Source organism: Dehalobacter sp. TBBPA1 (genome assembly GCF_040931655.1).
GTDB lineage: Bacteria > Bacillota > Desulfitobacteriia > Desulfitobacteriales > Syntrophobotulaceae > Dehalobacter > Dehalobacter restrictus.
In genome coordinates, this window is the sequence record NZ_CP162385.1 from 931,199 (window position 1) to 948,919 (window position 17,721).

Annotated in this window: 21 protein-coding genes and 2 pseudogenes; 21 read left to right on the forward strand and 2 right to left on the reverse strand. The window is 39.7% G+C overall.

Going from position 1 to position 17,721, the window contains the following annotated elements; translation table 11 throughout:
- Positions 1–30: 30 nt before the first annotated feature.
- From AB3489_RS04670 to ligD, 12 genes and pseudogenes are all read left to right on the forward strand, one after another.
- Positions 31–639, forward strand: a complete 609-nt coding sequence (locus AB3489_RS04670) for a class I SAM-dependent methyltransferase (protein ID WP_020492646.1) — start codon at positions 31–33, stop codon at positions 637–639.
- 45 nt (positions 640–684) lie between these two features.
- Positions 685–1,086, forward strand: coding sequence for a hypothetical protein (locus AB3489_RS04675; protein WP_034382451.1), 402 nt, complete (start codon positions 685–687; stop codon positions 1,084–1,086).
- A gap of 108 nt (positions 1,087–1,194) precedes the next feature.
- Positions 1,195–1,356, forward strand: a pseudogene (locus AB3489_RS04680) (beta-ketoacyl-[acyl-carrier-protein] synthase II); the annotation flags it as partial.
- A gap of 151 nt (positions 1,357–1,507) precedes the next feature.
- Positions 1,508–2,038 carry a putative immunity protein gene (locus AB3489_RS04685; RefSeq protein ID WP_020492647.1) on the forward strand — a complete coding sequence of 177 codons (531 nt, stop codon included), beginning with the start codon at positions 1,508–1,510 and terminating at the stop codon, positions 2,036–2,038.
- 50 nt (positions 2,039–2,088) lie between these two features.
- Positions 2,089–2,454: a hypothetical protein gene (locus AB3489_RS04690; RefSeq protein ID WP_085958643.1), complete on the forward strand. Its 366-nt coding sequence runs from the start codon at positions 2,089–2,091 to the stop codon at positions 2,452–2,454.
- A gap of 315 nt (positions 2,455–2,769) precedes the next feature.
- Complete coding sequence (locus AB3489_RS04695) at positions 2,770–3,102, forward strand: PadR family transcriptional regulator (protein WP_020492648.1); 333 nt, start codon at positions 2,770–2,772, stop codon at positions 3,100–3,102.
- Complete coding sequence (locus AB3489_RS04700; RefSeq protein WP_020492649.1) at positions 3,102–3,449, forward strand: DUF1048 domain-containing protein; 348 nt, start codon at positions 3,102–3,104, stop codon at positions 3,447–3,449. Before AB3489_RS04695 ends, AB3489_RS04700 begins: the two co-directional genes overlap by 1 nt.
- Before the next feature lie 9 nt (positions 3,450–3,458).
- Positions 3,459–3,833: a DUF1048 domain-containing protein gene (locus tag AB3489_RS04705; protein WP_020492650.1), complete on the forward strand. Its 375-nt coding sequence runs from the start codon at positions 3,459–3,461 to the stop codon at positions 3,831–3,833.
- A pseudogene (locus AB3489_RS04710) lies at positions 3,817–3,903 on the forward strand (ABC transporter ATP-binding protein); the annotation flags it as partial. The gene AB3489_RS04705 and the pseudogene AB3489_RS04710, both read left to right, overlap by 17 nt.
- A gap of 515 nt (positions 3,904–4,418) precedes the next feature.
- A complete protein-coding gene (locus AB3489_RS04715; protein WP_131929835.1) occupies positions 4,419–4,967 on the forward strand; it encodes a hypothetical protein in 549 nt (182 codons plus the stop codon).
- Positions 4,968–5,091: 124 nt separating this feature from the next.
- Positions 5,092–5,220 (forward strand): hypothetical protein, encoded by a 129-nt coding sequence (locus AB3489_RS04720; RefSeq protein ID WP_020492653.1) that lies wholly within the window; start codon positions 5,092–5,094, stop codon positions 5,218–5,220.
- A gap of 9 nt (positions 5,221–5,229) precedes the next feature.
- The gene (gene ligD / locus AB3489_RS04725) at positions 5,230–7,644 is read left to right on the forward strand and encodes a DNA ligase D (RefSeq protein WP_026156554.1); all 2,415 of its coding nucleotides are present in this window, start codon (positions 5,230–5,232) and stop codon (positions 7,642–7,644) included.
- 100 nt (positions 7,645–7,744) lie between these two features.
- On the opposite strand, the gene AB3489_RS04730 is transcribed toward ligD, so the two are convergent.
- Together AB3489_RS04730 and AB3489_RS04735 are read right to left on the reverse strand one after the other, a co-directional pair.
- Positions 7,745–8,227, reverse strand: coding sequence for a hypothetical protein (locus AB3489_RS04730; RefSeq protein ID WP_020492655.1), 483 nt, complete (start codon positions 8,225–8,227; stop codon positions 7,745–7,747).
- 701 nt (positions 8,228–8,928) lie between these two features.
- The gene (locus tag AB3489_RS04735; protein WP_083916801.1) at positions 8,929–9,234 is read right to left on the reverse strand and encodes a YmaF family protein; all 306 of its coding nucleotides are present in this window, start codon (positions 9,232–9,234) and stop codon (positions 8,929–8,931) included.
- A gap of 523 nt (positions 9,235–9,757) precedes the next feature.
- Here AB3489_RS04735 and AB3489_RS04740 point away from each other — a divergent pair.
- The 9 genes from AB3489_RS04740 to AB3489_RS04780 all read left to right on the forward strand — a co-directional run bounded on the left by AB3489_RS04740 (position 9,758) and on the right by AB3489_RS04780 (position 17,717).
- Entirely contained in the window at positions 9,758–10,705 is a 948-nt protein-coding gene (locus tag AB3489_RS04740) for an LCP family protein (RefSeq protein ID WP_083916802.1), read from the forward strand.
- 42 nt (positions 10,706–10,747) lie between these two features.
- Positions 10,748–11,596, forward strand: coding sequence for a tyrosine-protein phosphatase (locus AB3489_RS04745; protein WP_119774502.1), 849 nt, complete (start codon positions 10,748–10,750; stop codon positions 11,594–11,596).
- Between the two features lie 165 nt (positions 11,597–11,761).
- Positions 11,762–12,499 (forward strand): YveK family protein, encoded by a 738-nt coding sequence (locus AB3489_RS04750; RefSeq protein ID WP_020492659.1) that lies wholly within the window; start codon positions 11,762–11,764, stop codon positions 12,497–12,499.
- Complete coding sequence (locus AB3489_RS04755; RefSeq protein WP_020492660.1) at positions 12,472–13,131, forward strand: CpsD/CapB family tyrosine-protein kinase; 660 nt, start codon at positions 12,472–12,474, stop codon at positions 13,129–13,131. The genes AB3489_RS04750 and AB3489_RS04755 overlap by 28 nt, the downstream gene beginning before the upstream one ends.
- Before the next feature lie 212 nt (positions 13,132–13,343).
- Positions 13,344–14,723 (forward strand): sugar transferase, encoded by a 1,380-nt coding sequence (locus AB3489_RS04760; RefSeq protein ID WP_020492661.1) that lies wholly within the window; start codon positions 13,344–13,346, stop codon positions 14,721–14,723.
- Positions 14,724–14,729: 6 nt separating this feature from the next.
- Positions 14,730–15,197 (forward strand): PssD/Cps14F family polysaccharide biosynthesis glycosyltransferase, encoded by a 468-nt coding sequence (pssD, locus tag AB3489_RS04765; RefSeq protein WP_034382459.1) that lies wholly within the window; start codon positions 14,730–14,732, stop codon positions 15,195–15,197.
- 11 nt (positions 15,198–15,208) lie between these two features.
- Complete coding sequence (locus AB3489_RS04770; RefSeq protein WP_368294584.1) at positions 15,209–15,688, forward strand: glycosyltransferase; 480 nt, start codon at positions 15,209–15,211, stop codon at positions 15,686–15,688.
- A gap of 11 nt (positions 15,689–15,699) precedes the next feature.
- Positions 15,700–16,614: an ATP-grasp fold amidoligase family protein gene (locus AB3489_RS04775; protein ID WP_083916803.1), complete on the forward strand. Its 915-nt coding sequence runs from the start codon at positions 15,700–15,702 to the stop codon at positions 16,612–16,614.
- A complete protein-coding gene (locus AB3489_RS04780) occupies positions 16,611–17,717 on the forward strand; it encodes a sugar-transfer associated ATP-grasp domain-containing protein (RefSeq protein ID WP_020492664.1) in 1,107 nt (368 codons plus the stop codon). The genes AB3489_RS04775 and AB3489_RS04780 overlap by 4 nt, the downstream gene beginning before the upstream one ends.
- The last annotated feature ends 4 nt before the right edge of the window (positions 17,718–17,721 follow it).

Below are 17,721 nucleotides of genomic sequence, written 5' to 3' on the forward strand. Positions count from 1 at the left end.
AGCACTGCTTGAACTAGAAAGGATTTGCATATGGAAAAAAAAGTATTCTTATTTAATAAAATTGCTGCTATTTATGGCCTTTTTTTTAATTGGCAAGTGAGGAACTACCGTCATGTTTTGAATAATATCAAAGAAGAGTTGGATTTTTCCACCTACCAAAGCATCATTGACATAGGATGCGGAACAGGAGCACTATGCAAGGTGCTCCTGGAATATGGTGTGGAGGTGACTGGGCTCGATCCCGCCGAAGCCATGCTCGCCATTGCTGCTAAAAAGACCGGGATAACAAAACCGTTTGGACCGAGTATTCGGTTTATTCATGGCGACGTGCTTAAGGGGTTGCCTTTTAGAGATCAAAGTTTTGATCTGGCCATCACATCTTACGTGGCTCACGGGCTTATGCTAAAGGAGAGGATAACCCTCTATAATGAGATGAAAAGAATTGCCAAGTATACCGCTATTTTGTTTGACTATAACGAACACCGTTCATTGATTACCGACATTGCGGAATGGCTGGAAGGGGGAGACTATTTCAGCTTCATCAAGAACATAAAAGATGAATTGATGAATCAGTTTGGCAATCTTAAAGTCATAAATACTGGCAAGCGTTCTGCAATGTATATTTGTAAAATTGAATAAGAATCTTATGTAAGGGTAAGATAACTCCTAAAAGGAGTGTCTAATATGTACTGGAAATATTCCCTTGGATTTTTGATTGCTTCCCTTGTTCAAGCTGCAATAATTGCGGCATCAGAATTCCTTGGTATTTCTACTCTTGGTGCAAAAATAACTTTTGGACAACTAATTATCCATATTCTTGCTGGGCAGGCTGTTGGATTTTTACTAATGGTTATAATGCAAGTCATAAAGAGTATAGCTAAAATGAATTTTTGGTTGCTTGGTTGTATTTACGGGGCTATTGTTTGGGTAATATTAGTTTCAATCAATTCTGCACAGGGCACTATTAATGCCCCCTGGACACAAGGAACATCTACAATAATAGCAAGTCTGCTAGCATTTTTTGTTTATGGAATATCTGTAACTTACACCATTAAAAAATACGAAGTACTAGGCGTTAAGGATTGATGCACTTTGTCTCGATAACAGGAAAAAGAAAATAACAATAAAAACAAAGCAAGGCACCCTACATTTAAATTCTCGTAGAGTGCCCCGTTCGTTTTTAAGCTTATTCATGTTGTCGCCCCTACGATCAATCTGACCACCCCGGATGAGGAATGCGATCTGGATTACGTGCCCGATAAGGCAATCAGACATGAAGTAAATTATGCTATTTCAAACGGTTTTGGATTTGGTGGACATAATGCTTCACTGCTCTTTAAAAAGTATCATTTTTAAAAAGCATATCTATGAAAACATCAAATTAGAGAAGGGATTTCACGTTGTGCCAAAAAAGATAATATGTTGGCAATTTTGCGGATGCTAATTCAGGAGTAAAAATCACTGCAAAACAGATTTCAGAAAAGGACAGAAAACAAGGAGGATGAGTATGCCAAAATTACGAAAAATGCTAAGCAACTGGGAGGCACCATATATTCAGTCGCTTATGAAATTAATTGAAACCCAGAGCAAGGCAACCCTTGCGACTTGGGCGCTTGATTATTCCGAGCGTGTTATAGTGCCGCTGTGGAGCAAGAACTATCCGGATGACTTTCGTCCGCAAAATGCTTTAAATGCTGCCCGCAAGTGGCTGTCAGGTAGCATCAAACTGCCCCAGGCGAAATCGGCAATCCTTGAGTGTCATGCAGCTGCTCGTGAAGCAGACGGAAATCCTGTTGCACAGGCAGCGGCGAGGACAATAGGCCAATGCGCATCGACCATTCATTCAGCACGGCATTGTATCGGGCTTGCTTTTTATGGAGCGATAGCGGTCGCTTATGATCAGCTTGGGACAATTGTGCCGTGGGGACAAATCGAGCAATGTGCTGCTGAAGAGTGCGAACGTATGGAAGCTGCCCTGCGTGCCGTTGCCGTGGAGAACGAGCCAAACCCGGCAAAGATCGATTGGAAATGCGATTAAGACCCATCGCAGGCCGGGGCATTCATGTTAAAATGATCGGGGGTGACGTTATAGTGAGTTACACAAAGGAGGAATTGGAAGAAGCTCTACAAATTGTATCTTCAACTATCAGCAGGTGTGAAAAAACACAGCCAAAATTTGCGGTGGGTACCTCTCAGCACACTCTCCTTAAGAACAGGATAAAAGCATTATGCATTTCAAAATTATTGATAACACATGAAAATGTTATTGACAAATATACAAAAGAAGAATTGATCAAAGCATTACACCCCGTATCTTCAATTATTAGCAAATGCAAAAAAGCACAGCTTAAATTTGAGGAGCGCACCTCTCACCATACCCGCTTCATGAAAATGATAAAAGCAATGTATATTTCAAAATCATTGATAACAGATGAAATTAGTAAAATAGGTTAAATTCCAGTTTGCTCATAATAAAACAAGGCACCTACGTTTAATTTCGTAGAGTGCCTTGGTAGTTTTTGCCCTAATTCACTCCACATCCGCCGCCATGCCGGACTTAAATTCCACGGTGTTTGTCCTAATTAGACTGATGTCATTCCTATACAAAACAATACCGAGTACTGTTTTCGTAATCAAAAAGAAATGAATACACACATTACTTTGGAAGATATTTTGGTTCTTAAAAACTTATTGATAACCATGCTATCATGTGATACTATATACCAGTAGTAAGTAGTACTTTATTCCGATTATACAGAATAGTAAGAGGTGATTTTTCTGGAAAACCTAACGGAAATGCTCAAAGGGGTGCTTGAAGGCTGCGTCCTTGAAATCATCAGCAGAGGGGAAACCTACGGATACGAAATTACGCGGCGGCTGAACGCTCTCGGATTTTCGGACGTCGTGGATGGAACAGTATATACCATCTTGGTGCGGCTTGAGAAAAAAAGGTTGGTGGGAATTACCAAAAAACCATCCGACATGGGGCCTCCGCGAAAGTTTTTTGCGCTCAACGATGCGGGACGTGAGGAACTGCAAAAGTTCTGGGAAAAGTGGGAGTTCGTATCATCAAAAATTAACGAGTTAAAGGAGAGGAAATAATGAATTTTTGGGAAAAGATCACAGGCAGCGACATGACTAAAGAAATGAAAATTTTTGAATTGCGAGCCGAAAAGCTGCCTGATGATTATCAAGCGGCATGGAAAAAAATCAAGCCCAATCTTTGGCCGCACTCAGATTTCACCGGTCGCAACCTCATGCCAATTCTTGACGGTGTGCTTGGCCTGCTTGAAGAAACAGCGGCGGACGGTCAGAGTGTCCAAGAGGTTTTGGGTGACGATATCAAAGGATTCTGTTCAGCGCTGGCCGGCGAAGAAGGGGCAAAGTCTTATCGTGACAAGTGGCGCAAGCAACTCAACAACAATATCGCTAAAAAATTAGTTAAATAGGAGGATAATATGAGAATACAAAATATCATCGAAGGCAAAAAAGAGTGGCGAGCGCACGTGGCGCGTGTCAAAGAACTCCCGCAAGATTATCAGATTGTTTATAAAGAGATCCAAAAATATTTCTTTAAGGTCGGCCCTGTTGAGCTAACCGAAGGAACGAGTCTGCTCTCGGGGATTGTTGATCTTTTTGAAGAGGGCGCAGCCTTGGGAAAAGGCGTGCTCGAAGTGACGGGCAGTGACGTAGCGGCTTTCTGTGATGATCTAATCAAAGATTCAAAAACTTACGCTGACATCTATCAAGAATCTGTTAACCAAGAAGTTAACAAGGCTATGAAAAAGGTTACGGATAAAAAAGGGGGATATCGGGATAGAAAAAGCAATTGAAGTGAAAGGGCTGCAAAAGTCCTACAAGAAACTTTATGTTCTAAAGGGTGTGGATTTCGAGGTAGAAAAAGAAAGCAGGGGGACGGTTCATCTGCTTGCAATTACCTCATCGTTATGATAGGACGACATTTTCTACTAGTTTCTGACATTCGTGGTAAAGAAGATTTTTGCTGAAGAGTAGGTTCTGTTGAGAAGTCTGCTAAGGGACTGGCAGATCTGCTGACAGAGCCAATTTGTGGAGAAAAGACAGAAAAATATTTTGATAGAGGTACGGTTGAGAGAAAGTCCTCGTCACTTTCGTACAATCTTGAAAATGCACAAACAAAAAAAGAAAAACAACGGTGAGATGAACATTTTCTATATTGAAAATAACCATCCGCCCTTTCAGCTTCTTAAGAAAAAGGTAAGGATCTAAAATAATTTCTTTATTGTCCGAGCTTTTTCCGTCCGTTTTCACTCTTGAATAATTATACTATTCAAATCAACCTATCTGGCAAGATCAATGAGAGTAATTTATGAGTAATTGGATCGTTTGCAGGAGATGCTAATAATTGTAATAAAGCTAAATCTTTAAGGGTGCAGATAATGAGAATACCTATAATATCTTTGATATTATTCTCAACCTTAATCTTAATTACTGTAAGAAGTTTTTTGGCCCGAAAACATCTTAAAATTTTGCTGGGACTTATTATTACCTATATTGGCTTCTTATTTTTTATTTGGCTGGAAAATAAGTTTGGGTTTGAAATATATGATTTTGTCCTAATACTTGTGACCATAACCATCTTTGCTCATTTTTATTTTGGGGAGAATCTTCGGCTCTACTATAAGACAAAGTATTTTGACCGATACCTGCATCTTTTTGGAACAATGGCATTTACATTATGTCTCTATTTGATTATTATCAGGACATTAAAACCGGTCATGTCTCCAAACAGCGTTATTTTTGTTTTCGTAGTAGCTTTAGGAGCTCTTATCGGTGTTATTTTCGAGCTTTGTGAATTTACAGCGGATATGATATTTAAAACGAAAAAACAAAGAGGGTTAATTGACACCGATGTTGATTTAATATTTGATATTATCGGGGCGACATTAGCGGGTAGTTTTGTATTATACTTTCCAAAATTATTTTGAGTTGTTAAGTTCATCTAAGGGATATATCCGAGCAAGAACTGAATATGGCCAAAACGCTGATCAATTCCATGGACACACTCTTTGACGTCGCAAAATACAAAGACGAATACCGAAGGAACTCCGCATGCTCATCGAAACAAGAATTTCCGGCAAGGAGGTCATCGCTGCGGAGGCCGGCAATACCGGCAAAGCCATTGACCTTATGGAGGCCCTTAAGGTCAGCGTTGAGAAGGCCAAAAAAAAAAGGAATTAGCGTAATTGTATGTCTGGTCAACTCAGTGAATACAACCAAAAAAGAAACTTTGCAAGAACGCTGGAACCGGAAGGCAAAACAGAAAATTCAGAAGAGCATCTAAGATTTGTCGTCCAACACCATATGGCCCGTAGGGACCACTATGATTTGCGTCTGGAATGGAACGGTGCTCTTTTGAGCTGGGCGGTGCCCAAGGGTCCATCCTACGATACGCATGATAAGAGGCTTGCTGTACAGGTGGAGGATCACCCTCTTGAATACAGGAACTTTGAGGGGACGATTCCCAAAGGGGAATATGGCGGCGGAGTGGTCATGCTCTGGGATGAAGGTTTATGGGAACCGCATGTAAATGTGGATGAAGGGCTTCGACAAGGCGGGTTGAAATTTGTACTAAACGGAAGACGGCTGAAGGGAAAATGGGCTTTGGTTCGTTTGAAAGAGAAGGCCGGTGAGGCCAAGGTTAACTGGCTTTTACTCAAAGAAAAAGATGAATACGCCAAAACCGACACCGGGATTTCTGGATTTACCACCAGCATCACGACTGGACGCACGATGGCGGAAATTGAGGCTGGTGAAGAGGGTAAAATCACCAGGAACCCCTTCAATAGAGCGGACGAGCAGCTCGCTAAATTGGTAAATACGGTTCCCAGTGGCGAGGATTGGCTCTATGAGTTGAAATATGACGGCTATCGGATTCTGGCGTTTGTGGAAGATAACAGCGTCCGTCTGATTACCAGGAAAGGCCATGATTATACAAAGCGGTTTCAGAATGTCGCGACTTCTCTCATCAATTTGGCTGCCGGAAGGGCGATGATTCTGGATGGCGAAATGACAATTACGGACGCATCGGGCAAGACCGATTTTCAGGCTCTGCAGAATTATATGAAAAATCCCAAGGCTCAAAACCTGACATATATTGTCTTTGATCTGCTTGCGCTGGATGGTGCTGATCTTCGGGGAAACCGCTTGATTGATAGAAAAGAAGCGCTTGAAGCTTTGATGAAGGATGCACCAAAAGGCCTCTACTATAGCCGGCATGTCAAAGGAAACGGAAAGGAAAGTTTTATTGCAGCCTGTGAGGCAGGTATGGAGGGAATAGTCGGCAAAAAATATGATTCTGTCTACAGCGGGACGAGGAATGGTGACTGGATCAAACTGAAGTGCGATAAAAGGCAAGAATTCGTCATTGGAGGATATACGCTTTCGGACAAAAAAACAGGCGGAGTAAGTTCTCTTCTCCTTGGGGTCTATGAAGGTGAGGATCTAGTCTATGCCGGACGCGCCGGAACGGGTTTAAGCGAACGCAATATGAAAGAGCTCGAGGAAAGATTCCTAAGCTTAAATAAGGCGGAATCGCCTTTTAAACTTGCGCCGAAGCCAAGGGCAAATGAAAAAATAACCTGGATTGAGCCCGAACTGGTTGCAGAAATCAAATTTGCCGAATGGACCGAGGATAATCTGTTAAGGCAGGCAAGCTTTAAAGGCTTGCGGACGGATAAGAATCCCAGAGATATAAAGAGGGAATCACCCATCAAGGAATTGGAGAGGTCAATGGAAGCAAACGGTGGCGGTATTATCATCGGAGGAATAAAGATTACAAACCCGGATAAATTGATGTTTGACGACCCTGAAATCACCAAAGCGGATATAATCCGGTATTACGAAAAGGTGTCAGAGCGCATGCTGCCGTATGTTGCGCACAGGATCCTCAGTATTGTGCGCTGTCCCAAGGGAATATCGCAGACATGCTTCTACAAGAAACATCCCGGCTCGGACAGCAAGGGAGTTGTTACAATGCCCGTCCCCACCGGTAATGGAAAAACCGAAGCCTATTTTTATATTGAGAACGTATCCGGGCTTTTATCCCAAGCCCAGATGGGCACACTGGAATTTCATACCTGGGGAAGCCGAGTCGACGAACTTGAAAAGCCAGATATGATGGTATTTGATCTGGATCCGGATGAAGGAATGGATCTAAGCAGGGTGCGTCAGGGGGTACGGAACATCAGAAGTATTCTTGCCGAGCTTTCGTTGAACGCATATCTCAAAACCAGCGGAGGTAAAGGCTATCATGTGGTCGTCCCGTTAAAACCTTCTGCTTCCTGGGAGGCATTTCGTGATTTTGCAAAGCGCGTTGCCGAAGTGATGGAGCAAAAATGGCCTGACCGCTATACCAGCAATGTCAGAAAGGCTAAGCGAACTAATAAAATATTTATCGACTGGATTCGAAACGGAAGAGGCGCTACTAGTATTTCCCCCTATTCCTTGAGAGCGAGAAAAGGGGCCAAGGTGTCTATGCCTATTGCGTGGGACGAACTTGACACAATTGCCCCCGATGGCATCAATATCGTGGATGCGCTTTTGAGAATTGACGGCAATGACCCTTGGAAAGATTTTTTTCAGAATGATCAGAAGCTAATGTAACAGGTAAAAAAACACTTATATAATTTGAACTATAAAAAGGAGTCCGGCAAAAGTAAATACCGAACCCCTTTCTGTGACCAAGTATATTTTTATAAGTTAATTAATGGCTCTGACCAAGCATATTTTGTTGAGATTGTCCAGACGGTTGACCCTGTTGCTGACCGGAAATCATATTTTGGCTCTGTTGAGTCATTTGGTGCAGCTGTGTCTGTGTTTGATCAATAAGGCTGCTCATCTGTTCAAGGACCTGATGAGCTTGAATCTGTTGGTTAGCCTGTGATAAAGCATTCATTGCATTCTGAATAGCTTGACGTAATTGTTGATCAGCCTGTTGTTTCTGTTGCTGGGTTTGATTTCTGAAGTTCTGAATTTGTTGTTGCAATTGACTGGTAGCCTGCTGGCTTTGCTGAATAATTTGATTATTAGGAGCACTTTGCCCACTGATGTTACCAAAAGGAAACTGCTTTAGTTGATTCATAGTATTTTCTATTTCAGTTATTTGACTTCTTAAACCGCCGATTTCTTCGCTTACCTCCATATCCTTTTTTGCTAATTCTAAGAGATTCTTGTTTTTTTCATCCATTACTATTTGACCTCCAAAATTATAATTGAACAAATATATTTTTTACATATAAATAAATATTTATGTAAAAATGATATCCCGGAGAAAGAATCAGAGTCTAGTAAAAGCTCTGTCATGTAAAAATCAAAATATATCAAAAAAGGTCTCCCGGCATAGGGGGCCAAATTTTTTACTGGAATAAGACGCACAAGAGTAAACCCAAAAGAGCAAATGAATGCTAAATGAAAAGTGAGATATCATGCTCTTTTTTAACGGATTATCTTAATAACACATATAATAGGCATATGGAAATATAAGGCAAGAGGGAGGTTTAATAATGTTTTTCTTTCCGTTATTTGCAGGTTTCGCACTTGGAAGGTTATGGAGACGTAGTTATTGGTACTAATCTTATTTTCTGTTACAGGCTAAGGACAGTTATCCTTAGCCCGAACATAGTAGATATTGATTAAGTATAATAATAGGCAAAGAAAATGAAACCTGTTAAATTGCCAATCGATTAATAGTAAAAACAGAGTACTTATTTTGAATAGGTTCCTTGCCCCAGATTCCATCAAAAAGATCACAGGTGATTTCCTGAATCCTATTTGTGGATCGGTAGGAGTAGACCTTTGCGGTATTTGTTCACATCAAAGGTCTTTTTGACTTTGGGAGGAAAATGTGTAAATTAACCAGAAAGTATAAACTTTCTGGCATAAGTTAATTTAGAAGAGCCAGGAGTATTTTTCATTTCCCGTTAAGGAATTGTAATTGTGGGTATGGCCATCTTCAAATGAAGTAGTACCGTGGTACTGATGAGTATGGCCACCGCCGGGTAATGGTATTACGGGACCGGTAGTCCTGGAGAAATAGTGGACATGAACATGGTCAACGGTTGTTACCCCATTATAAGAATGGACATGAGAACTGCCGTAAGGTATATCATATCCTGTTATACCGTACATTCGATGGGAATGTCCAAAATCAAAAGTGGTTTCATTATAAAAGTCGTGAACGTGAGGTTTTTCCATTATTCTTACATTTAACTCCTTTCCATGGAAATCATATCCAATACAGGTATATGATTTATCTTTTATTCTTGTTAATGATTATTCAAAATACTTGATATACAAGTTCAATTATCCATTATTTAAATCAATGGATAATCAAGCTTTTGCATATTTTAAATTGAACTAGAAAATTCTAATATTACCGTGTTAATCCTTGGGCTTGCGCTATATTGGACACCTACATCGCTCAACACTCTCCTTGGAAAATATAAACGACACCTCGGGGACGGGGACGGGACAGAACCCTAGTGAGGCCGTCAGGCCTCTCTTGTGCCTTTTTTTGTCTCTTCCTTTCTTGAAGAACACGTAGTTGTATGAAAGTCCGTCTGACAGAACGCAAAAAATTAGATGGACAAAAAGCCATATTCCTTAAAAGGCTGCTAAATCCATTGGCAGTGCTTTTTTCTTTTTTGTTACAATGGAATATTTTTGGAGAGTCTGGCTTAGAATGGAATAAGTTGTTTGAACTTAGGAGTGGGGCCAGATGAAAAAGGCAATTGTAATATCATGCTTACTTCTGATGATTATCGGTATTATAGGAGCAGGAGCTTATTATTGGGAATGGAATACACTTCACCATGCGGGGGTTATTTCTGAACCGGCAAATTCATTAATGAGTGCGAATGACAAAAAAGACCAGACTCAAAAAGCGAACAGCCAAGTGAATATACTTGTTTTGGGAACAGATAATAGAGGGAATGAAGTTGCGCGTTCGGATTTATTAATGTTCGTTACAGCCAATGTGGATACGCATCACGTAGCTATGATTTCAATCCCGCGCGACACGCGTGTAAATCTTCCGAATGTGGGATTAACTAAGATCAATCATGCCAATGCGGTAGGTGAAGAGCAGGGGGGAGTCCGTGAAGGAACACTGGAAAGTGTTAAAGCGGTAAGTAATTTGCTTGGTGTGCCGATTAATTATTATGTAAAAATTGACTTCCAAGGTTTTAAAAAAGCCGTTGATGCAGTGGGAGGGATTGAGGTTAATCTTCCTAACGCAGTAAATGATGATCTTCGCGGGATTCATTTATCTGCCGGAATAAACCATCTGTCAGGAGATCAAGCGCTACGGTTATCCAGGGCAAGATATGGTTTACCTAATGGAGATTTTGATCGGCAGTGCAATCAGTTTTATCTTCTTTCTACTTTGGCCAATACGATGCTTAACCTCTCAAATATTTCGAAACTGTCGGAGACTATTCATATAGTCTACCAAGATTTAATCGATACAAATATGTCTGCTGCAGAGATGGCTGCCATGGGACTAAACTTCAAGGGGATTACAGAGAATGAAATACAATATTATCAACTTCCCGGCAAGGGAATTTCAGCCCAAGATCCCCTTGTCGGTGCAGTAGTTTATTATTATGAACCTGATCTAAATGGTGTTCAGAAAGTGGTAGAGCAAGCGCTTGCTAATGCTCAATGATTTTTAGCGCAAAAGTTTTTAAGCTAGAAAGGAGAGAAGTTTTTGATTGATGTCCACTGTCATCTCCTGCCGGGAATTGATGACGGAGCAAAGGGAATGGATGAGTCGTTGATTTTAGCCCGTCAACTGAGCAAGGTAGGCTTTCAGAAGGTTATTGCAACTCCACATGTACTTGAGGGACGTAGATTCCTGGATCCCAAGGTTATCCGAGAGGCGACAGTCCGTTTGAACCTTGAATTGGAACGGGAGGGTATCCCTATAGAAGTACTCCCTGGAGCTGAAAATTATATTTTTCCAGAATTACCTCGATATCTCAAGGAAAATAAAATTCTTACTATGGCCGATAGTCATAAATATCTTCTTTTTGAACTCCCGATTCAGGTACTGCCCAGTTATACGGAACAAGTGATCTTTGAATTACAAGTGCAAGGAATTGTTCCCGTATTGGCGCATCCTGAACGCTACGGCTATTTAGCCGAAGCAACAGAACTTCTGGTAAAGTGGAAAAACAATGGGGTTCTTCTGCAAGTGGATTTGCGAAGTTTGGAAGGACTTTTCGGCCGGGGACCACTTAAGTTAGCCAACTGGTTACTGGAAAATGGCTTGGTACAACTGATCGGGACAGATGCCCATTTTGCATATCATCATGAGGACAGGTATAAAAAAGCACTCCTGTACTTTTCCCAGAGAGTTGGGCCCCAGTACTTTGAGCGTTACTTTAAGACGAATCCTCAGGCTATTTTAGGAGGTGAAGGATTGGAGATCCTGAATAAGGAACAAACAATGACTCCCTTTCGTAATAAAGGAAAAGGCTGGGGATTCAAGGCAAATGCGGGAGAAAAAATACGCAGTTTCTTTGCCAGCGGTAGCAATGAGGGATCTTCTCGATAAGTAAAAACCTAGATTCAGCATCTTAATACAGGGAGCCTAAAGTGAAGTAATTAAAAAATACAGAGAATAAAAGGAACGGGACAGGCATAACTAATAACAGACAACAAATAACAAATAACTATTAAGTGTATTTCTTGGTTGTTTTGACATTATGAGGAGGAAAGAATGGAACAGGAAATCGACCTGAGAAAAATTTGGGAAGTCATTAAAAAACGCTGGTTGATCCTCGTCGCCATTCCCCTCTCGGCGGCTTTGATCAGCGGCGGGATTAGTTTTTATGTACTCAAGCCGGTCTATCAATCCTCAACTACTCTCATCGTGGGCAAGAAAGCTATCGATTTAGAGGAACAGTCTGCCAGACAGCTTTTGGAAAATAATGTCCTAGAGGCTAATAGGCAGCTTGCAAAGACCTATGGCGAAATCGCCAAGAGCCGAACTGTAAGGGAACAGGTCATCATCGAGCTCAATTTAGGATTAAGCGAAGACGAATTGAATTCAAATATTAGCGTTAGTCAAATTAATGAGACAGAAATCCTTCAGATCACTGTCTCAGATACAAACCCTCAATTAGCTGCAGATATCGCCAATAGCGTAGCGCGGAAGTTCGAAGCGGCAGTCATGGAGATCAAAAAAGTCGATTCAGTCAGCATTGTCGACAAAGCCGTGGCCCCCATTGCTCCAGTCAAGCCGGACAAGATCGTGAATATTCTCATCGCCTTTATAGCAGGTTTTATAGGAGCCCTCGGGCTATCCCTTTTGCTCGAATATCTGAACAACACGATCAGCAGCAGTAAGGAAGCAGAAGAACTCCTGGGGCTGTCGGTGTTGGGAGTTATACTCGATTATCGGTATGACAAAATTAGAAAGGAGAGACCATGCGAGAATATAATCTCAGAACCTTAGACAATCCTAAATCCCTGACAGCGGAAGCCTATCGCACCCTACGTACGAACATCCAGTTTGCCAATGCCGATAAAGTAATCAGGCGTATCCTCTTTACTAGCGCTGGATCCGAGGAAGGTAAATCATCCATCGTAGCAAATCTTGCAGTCAGCATGTCCCAAGCCGGAAAAAACGTCATCATTATTGATGCTGACTTGCGTAATCCGTCACAGCACAAGATCTTCGGGCTATCTAATCTGTTGGGGCTAACTATCACCTTGGCAGAAGATGTACCCGTTTCTGATTTTATCGTTAAAACTCCACACGAAGGATTAGATATCCTGACATCCGGTCCAATCCCCCCGAATCCTGCCGAGCTTCTAGATTCCCGGCGTATGAAACACATTTTGAATGAAATAACCCAAACCTATGATTTCGTGCTTATCGATTCCCCGCCAGTCATTCCCGTTACAGACGCTTCAATTCTAGCCCAGTTGGTAGATGGTGTCGTCCTTGTCTTGGCTGCACGGGAAGTTAAGCGGGAATATGCCCTGCGCGCCAAAGAACAGCTCGAGAAAGTAGGAGCTAAAATCCTTGGTACCATATTGAATAAAGCCAAGGTGCAATCCAAGAAGCAAAATTATTATTACTAAAAGAATTAAAAAACACTTCGTGTATGAGATGCGATGGATAAAAGCGCATAAAGATTCATTGTTGCTAAGCCTTTAGGTCTAGTTTTTTTTTGTTTTTCTGACAAAAGGACATCCTTGATGATAAATGCCGAAAAAAATTGGAAATTCATTGGAATTAACAGCTTGAATTTTGAATAATCTTTAGGAATAAGAGGTGTGGAAGGAGCGAGGAGATGTTAAGGGAAAAAAATGGGATCATTGAGCCCATTTCATTGTTGATAGACCTTTTCCTAATAGGTATTGGTTTTTACCTCATTATCAAGCTCGCTATCAATTCGGATTATATTCCGCTAAAGTATTTTCTGATTTTCCTGTCTTATATTCTTTTTTGGACTTTAAACTCTAATGTAATGAGAGTATATGAATCGAGACGCTTTATGTCTTTTGAACAGGAACTATTGAAAATATTTAAATCACATTTTCTCTCCTTTATATTGACAATCTCTTTTTTAATTTTATTTGATCCGAAATTCATAGGTGACCGTTTTATTTTTTATTTTGTAGCCATCGCTTTAGGACTGACCTTCAGCGTTCATATCCTGATTCGGCTGATTTTGCAATACGGGAGACGATCGGGATATAACACCAAGTACAGTTTAATTTTAGGAAGCGGTATTGCTGCTAAAACATATCTAGAAAAAGTTAAAAACAATCCTCAATTGGGCTATAAAATTATTGGTTATTTAGCGCCCCAAAGAAATGGTCTGGAGATACCTTATTTAGGAACTTACTCTCAGTTAGAATCAGTTATGAATCTTCATATCGTGGATACGACGGTTGTGACAGCGTCAGTCACTGAAGAAGGAATTGAGGAGAATCTTGCATTACTCGATATGATGGGGAAAAATGTCGTGATTATGGTCGATGATATGGTAGCCAAAGTTGCCAGTAGCAGATCTTTAGATTTTGGTGGGCTTTCGATGGTTGCCTTCGATAGTCATCCAAGAAATCCTTGGCAAGAGATGGGTAAACAATTCTTCGATTTCGGAGTAACCTTGGTAATCTTATTATTGATCAGCCCACTCATGTTAGCCATAACCCTGGCAATTAAAATTTCCTCAAACGGTCCGGTCATTTTCTCTCAGGAACGGGTTGGTCTTAATGGACGCATTTTCAAGATGTATAAATTCAGATCGATGGTCGTGAATGCGGAAGCGTTAAAAGCAGAGCTTGCTGACCAGAACGAAATGAGCGGCCCTGTTTTTAAGATTAAAAATGATCCCCGAGTAACAACAGTAGGAAAATTTCTTAGAAAGACTAGTTTAGATGAATTGCCGCAATTATGGAACGTTCTTAAGCAGGATATGAGTTTGGTTGGACCAAGGCCGCCACTTCCGAGTGAAGTAAATATGTATGATCCGAAGCATCGAAAAAGATTAGCGGTAAGGCCGGGAATTACCTGTATTTGGCAGATTAGTGGGCGAAATCATGTCGACTTTAATCAGTGGATGGATATGGATGCTGAGTATGTCGACAGGTGGACGTTTTGGTTGGATATGGTGATCTTAGCAAAGACGGTGCCGGTGGTTTTAATGAGGAAAGGTGCGTGTTAGGTGAACATGAAAGATATAAGAGTAAAACGTCCTAAATTATGTTTGGTCTCGTCTTCAGGGGGGCATTGGGAACAGTTGAAGAGATTACAGCCTCTGCTAGATAAATACGATGGCTTTTATGTTTCTGAGAAGACGATTTTTGAGTGTGATGCTAAGTACCTGATGTATCAAACTGATTTAAAGGATAAGTTTATGATCCCCAAAATGATCGCCAATAGCTTAATGGTTCTTTTCATATGGATAAAAGAAAAACCCGACTTTGTAATTACCACTGGGACAATCGTAGCTTATCCTTTTTATTTTTTATCTCGGGTTAGTAAAAAAAAATTTGTCTTTATTGAGACATTTGCCCGGGCAAAAATGCCTACTCAAGCAGGTCTTAAGATGCATAAGCACACAGATCTTTTCATTGTACAATGGGAGTCCCAAAAGCAGTTTTATGATAATGCTGTTTACGGGGGGTGCCTATATTGATTTTCGTTTGTGTGGGTTCAAGGCACTATCCTTTTGACAGGTTGTTTAAAAAGTTAGACGAGCTCATCGAACAAGGCCTGATAGATGAAGAAATTTTTGCTCAAATAGGCACGTCCAAATATATTCCAAGACACTTTGCCTATAAAGATTTCTTAAATCGTGATGAGTTTGAATCAAAGATTGATGAGGCCCAAATCGTAATTTCTCACGGAGCTACGGGTTCATTTATACAAGCATTAAATAAAGGCAAACAAGTAATAGGCGTGACAAGATTAGCAAGGTATGGGGAGCATATCGATGATCATCAAATACAAACCAATGAAGCTTTTGCAGAAAATAAATATATATTAGCTGTCTTCGAAATAGATGAATTATATGATGCCATTAAATCTTATAAAGATGGAACTGCTGATGTGGTAAAATGGGAAAATTTAAATCCAAACGCGATTATCGATTTGATTGACGGATTTATTCAGGAAAACTTGAAGTGAGGATACATTAAATGAATCAAACATTAAAAAACATTTTATTAATACCAATGAATATTCTTTTTAAAATAAATCCAACAACTGAATTAAAATTATTATTTTTTCTGAAAAAAGGTTACAAACTCAATTTATCTAATCCTAGAACCTTTAATGAAAAAATAAATTGGATAAAACTTTATTATAGAAATGATTTAATTCCCATTTGTGCAGACAAATATACTGTTCGCCAGTATGTTGAAGATTGTGGTTACAAAGAGATTCTAGTTGATTTACTATGGGAAGGTTTTGATGCAAATAAAATACCTTTCGATAAACTTCCAAAGCAATTTGTATTAAAAGTAACCCATGGCTCAGGACTAAATATTATTTGCAGAAATAAAGATAAATTAAATATCGAACGTACAACAAAAAAGTTAAATAAATGGTTAAAACATAAATATCTTCCTTGCTATGGAGAATGGTTCTATAGAAAAGTAAGACCAAGAATTATCATTGAGAGGTTCTTGTCGGAAGACGGTGATACTTTACCTATTGATTATAAATTGTACTATTTTAATAATATCAATGGCGCCGGTGGTATTGAATTTACCGCAATACATACGGATAGGTTTACGAACCATAAGATGACAATGTATGATGCTGATTGGAATAAGATGAACGGAGTCTCATATGGATATCCCTCTGAAATAGATTATCAGGCCAAACCAAAGCATTATGATGAGATGGTAGAAATTACGAAGATATTAGCAAAACCTTTCTTACATGCACGGATAGACTTTTACATAATTCGAGATAAATTGTACTTAGGTGAAATAACCTTTACCTGTAGTGCAGGATTTGCAAATATTAAGCCTTATGAATTTGATGTCAAGATGGGAAGTTGGATTAAATTACCTGACAAAAGTGAACTTATAGGAGTAAATTTATGAAATTCTATATTTGGTTTGAAAAATTTATGGATTTAATTTTACGCCTATTATGGATATTGGTCGTCTGGATTCATGAGATGAAGAACATAAGGAAGAAGAAAAAACTATATTCAGAAATTCAACTGCAACCTCATCAGATTCAAGAAATTGATAGAATGTGGAAGCAGGCATATGGCAGGAAAATACCAAGGACCTGGAACAGATTATACCAAAGTTATATGGGTCAATTTGATGCTAAATACTTTCCAGAAATATTATTTACAACAAAATTAGAATTAGTGATGAACCAAAGACATGTTTGCAGAGTGCTATGTGATAAAAATTTGTTAGGAATCTTATTTGAAGATGATGAGGTTAAAGTACCCAAAACAATTGTCTCGAATGCCTGGGGTTATCTTTATGATGGAAGTCACAACATAATAACTGAAGAAAAGATGTTAGAGGTCCTAAAAGATGTGGGGAATATTGTTATTAAGCCAACCATTAACACTAACTCCGGTATCGGTATAACCATGCATAATATCCAAAATGGTATAGATTTATTATCAGGGGAGAGTGTTAAAAACATCATTATAAAATTAAATAATAATTATATCATCCAAGAAAAGTTAGTCGCACATTCTGATTATGCAAGACTTTATGACAAATCGATTAATACAATACGAATTATTACATATATTGTCGATAATTCTGTACATCATGGTCCGCTTGCCTTACGTATTGGACGAGGAGGGAAGTTTATTGATAATCTTCACGCTGGAGGTATTATGATTGGTCTTACAGATCATGGAATTTTAAATAAGGTCGGATTCAGTGAAATGCAAGATAGATTTTATAAGCATCCGGATTCAGGTGTTGTTTTTGAAGGATACAGCGTCTCTTCAACTTTGCAAATTATTAATGCTGCTAAAAGGTTACATGGGCGTATTCCCGGAATTGGTATAATCTCATGGGATTTTATGATAGATAAGGATGATAATGTGGTAATTATTGAGTGTAATCTTAGTTCTCAATCAATATGGTTTCCTCAGATGGTCAATGGTTGCAGCTTTTTTGGAGATGATACTGAGAAAATGATCAACTTAATTTCAAAGAAAAAATGATCAC

What these genes read in the sequence shown, in the direction of transcription:
- AB3489_RS04740 (WP_083916802.1), top strand. Translation starts at nt 9,758, where the DNA reads ATGAAAAAGGCAATTGTAATATCATGCTTACTTCTGATGATTATCGGT.
- AB3489_RS04715 (WP_131929835.1), top strand. Translation starts at nt 4,419, where the DNA reads ATGAGAATACCTATAATATCTTTGATATTATTCTCAACCTTAATCTTA.
- ligD (WP_026156554.1), top strand. Translation starts at nt 5,230, where the DNA reads ATGTCTGGTCAACTCAGTGAATACAACCAAAAAAGAAACTTTGCAAGA.
- AB3489_RS04735 (WP_083916801.1), bottom strand. Translation starts at nt 9,234, where the DNA reads ATGGAAAAACCTCACGTTCACGACTTTTATAATGAAACCACTTTTGAT.
- AB3489_RS04705 (WP_020492650.1), top strand. Translation starts at nt 3,459, where the DNA reads ATGAGAATACAAAATATCATCGAAGGCAAAAAAGAGTGGCGAGCGCAC.
- AB3489_RS04675 (WP_034382451.1), top strand. Translation starts at nt 685, where the DNA reads ATGTACTGGAAATATTCCCTTGGATTTTTGATTGCTTCCCTTGTTCAA.
- AB3489_RS04685 (WP_020492647.1), top strand. Translation starts at nt 1,508, where the DNA reads ATGCCAAAATTACGAAAAATGCTAAGCAACTGGGAGGCACCATATATT.
- AB3489_RS04755 (WP_020492660.1), top strand. Translation starts at nt 12,472, where the DNA reads ATGCGAGAATATAATCTCAGAACCTTAGACAATCCTAAATCCCTGACA.
- pssD (WP_034382459.1), top strand. Translation starts at nt 14,730, where the DNA reads ATGAAAGATATAAGAGTAAAACGTCCTAAATTATGTTTGGTCTCGTCT.
- AB3489_RS04760 (WP_020492661.1), top strand. Translation starts at nt 13,344, where the DNA reads ATGTTAAGGGAAAAAAATGGGATCATTGAGCCCATTTCATTGTTGATA.
- AB3489_RS04780 (WP_020492664.1), top strand. Translation starts at nt 16,611, where the DNA reads ATGAAATTCTATATTTGGTTTGAAAAATTTATGGATTTAATTTTACGC.
- AB3489_RS04775 (WP_083916803.1), top strand. Translation starts at nt 15,700, where the DNA reads ATGAATCAAACATTAAAAAACATTTTATTAATACCAATGAATATTCTT.
- AB3489_RS04720 (WP_020492653.1), top strand. Translation starts at nt 5,092, where the DNA reads ATGCTCATCGAAACAAGAATTTCCGGCAAGGAGGTCATCGCTGCGGAG.
- AB3489_RS04750 (WP_020492659.1), top strand. Translation starts at nt 11,762, where the DNA reads ATGGAACAGGAAATCGACCTGAGAAAAATTTGGGAAGTCATTAAAAAA.
- AB3489_RS04700 (WP_020492649.1), top strand. Translation starts at nt 3,102, where the DNA reads ATGAATTTTTGGGAAAAGATCACAGGCAGCGACATGACTAAAGAAATG.
- AB3489_RS04730 (WP_020492655.1), bottom strand. Translation starts at nt 8,227, where the DNA reads ATGGATGAAAAAAACAAGAATCTCTTAGAATTAGCAAAAAAGGATATG.
- AB3489_RS04670 (WP_020492646.1), top strand. Translation starts at nt 31, where the DNA reads ATGGAAAAAAAAGTATTCTTATTTAATAAAATTGCTGCTATTTATGGC.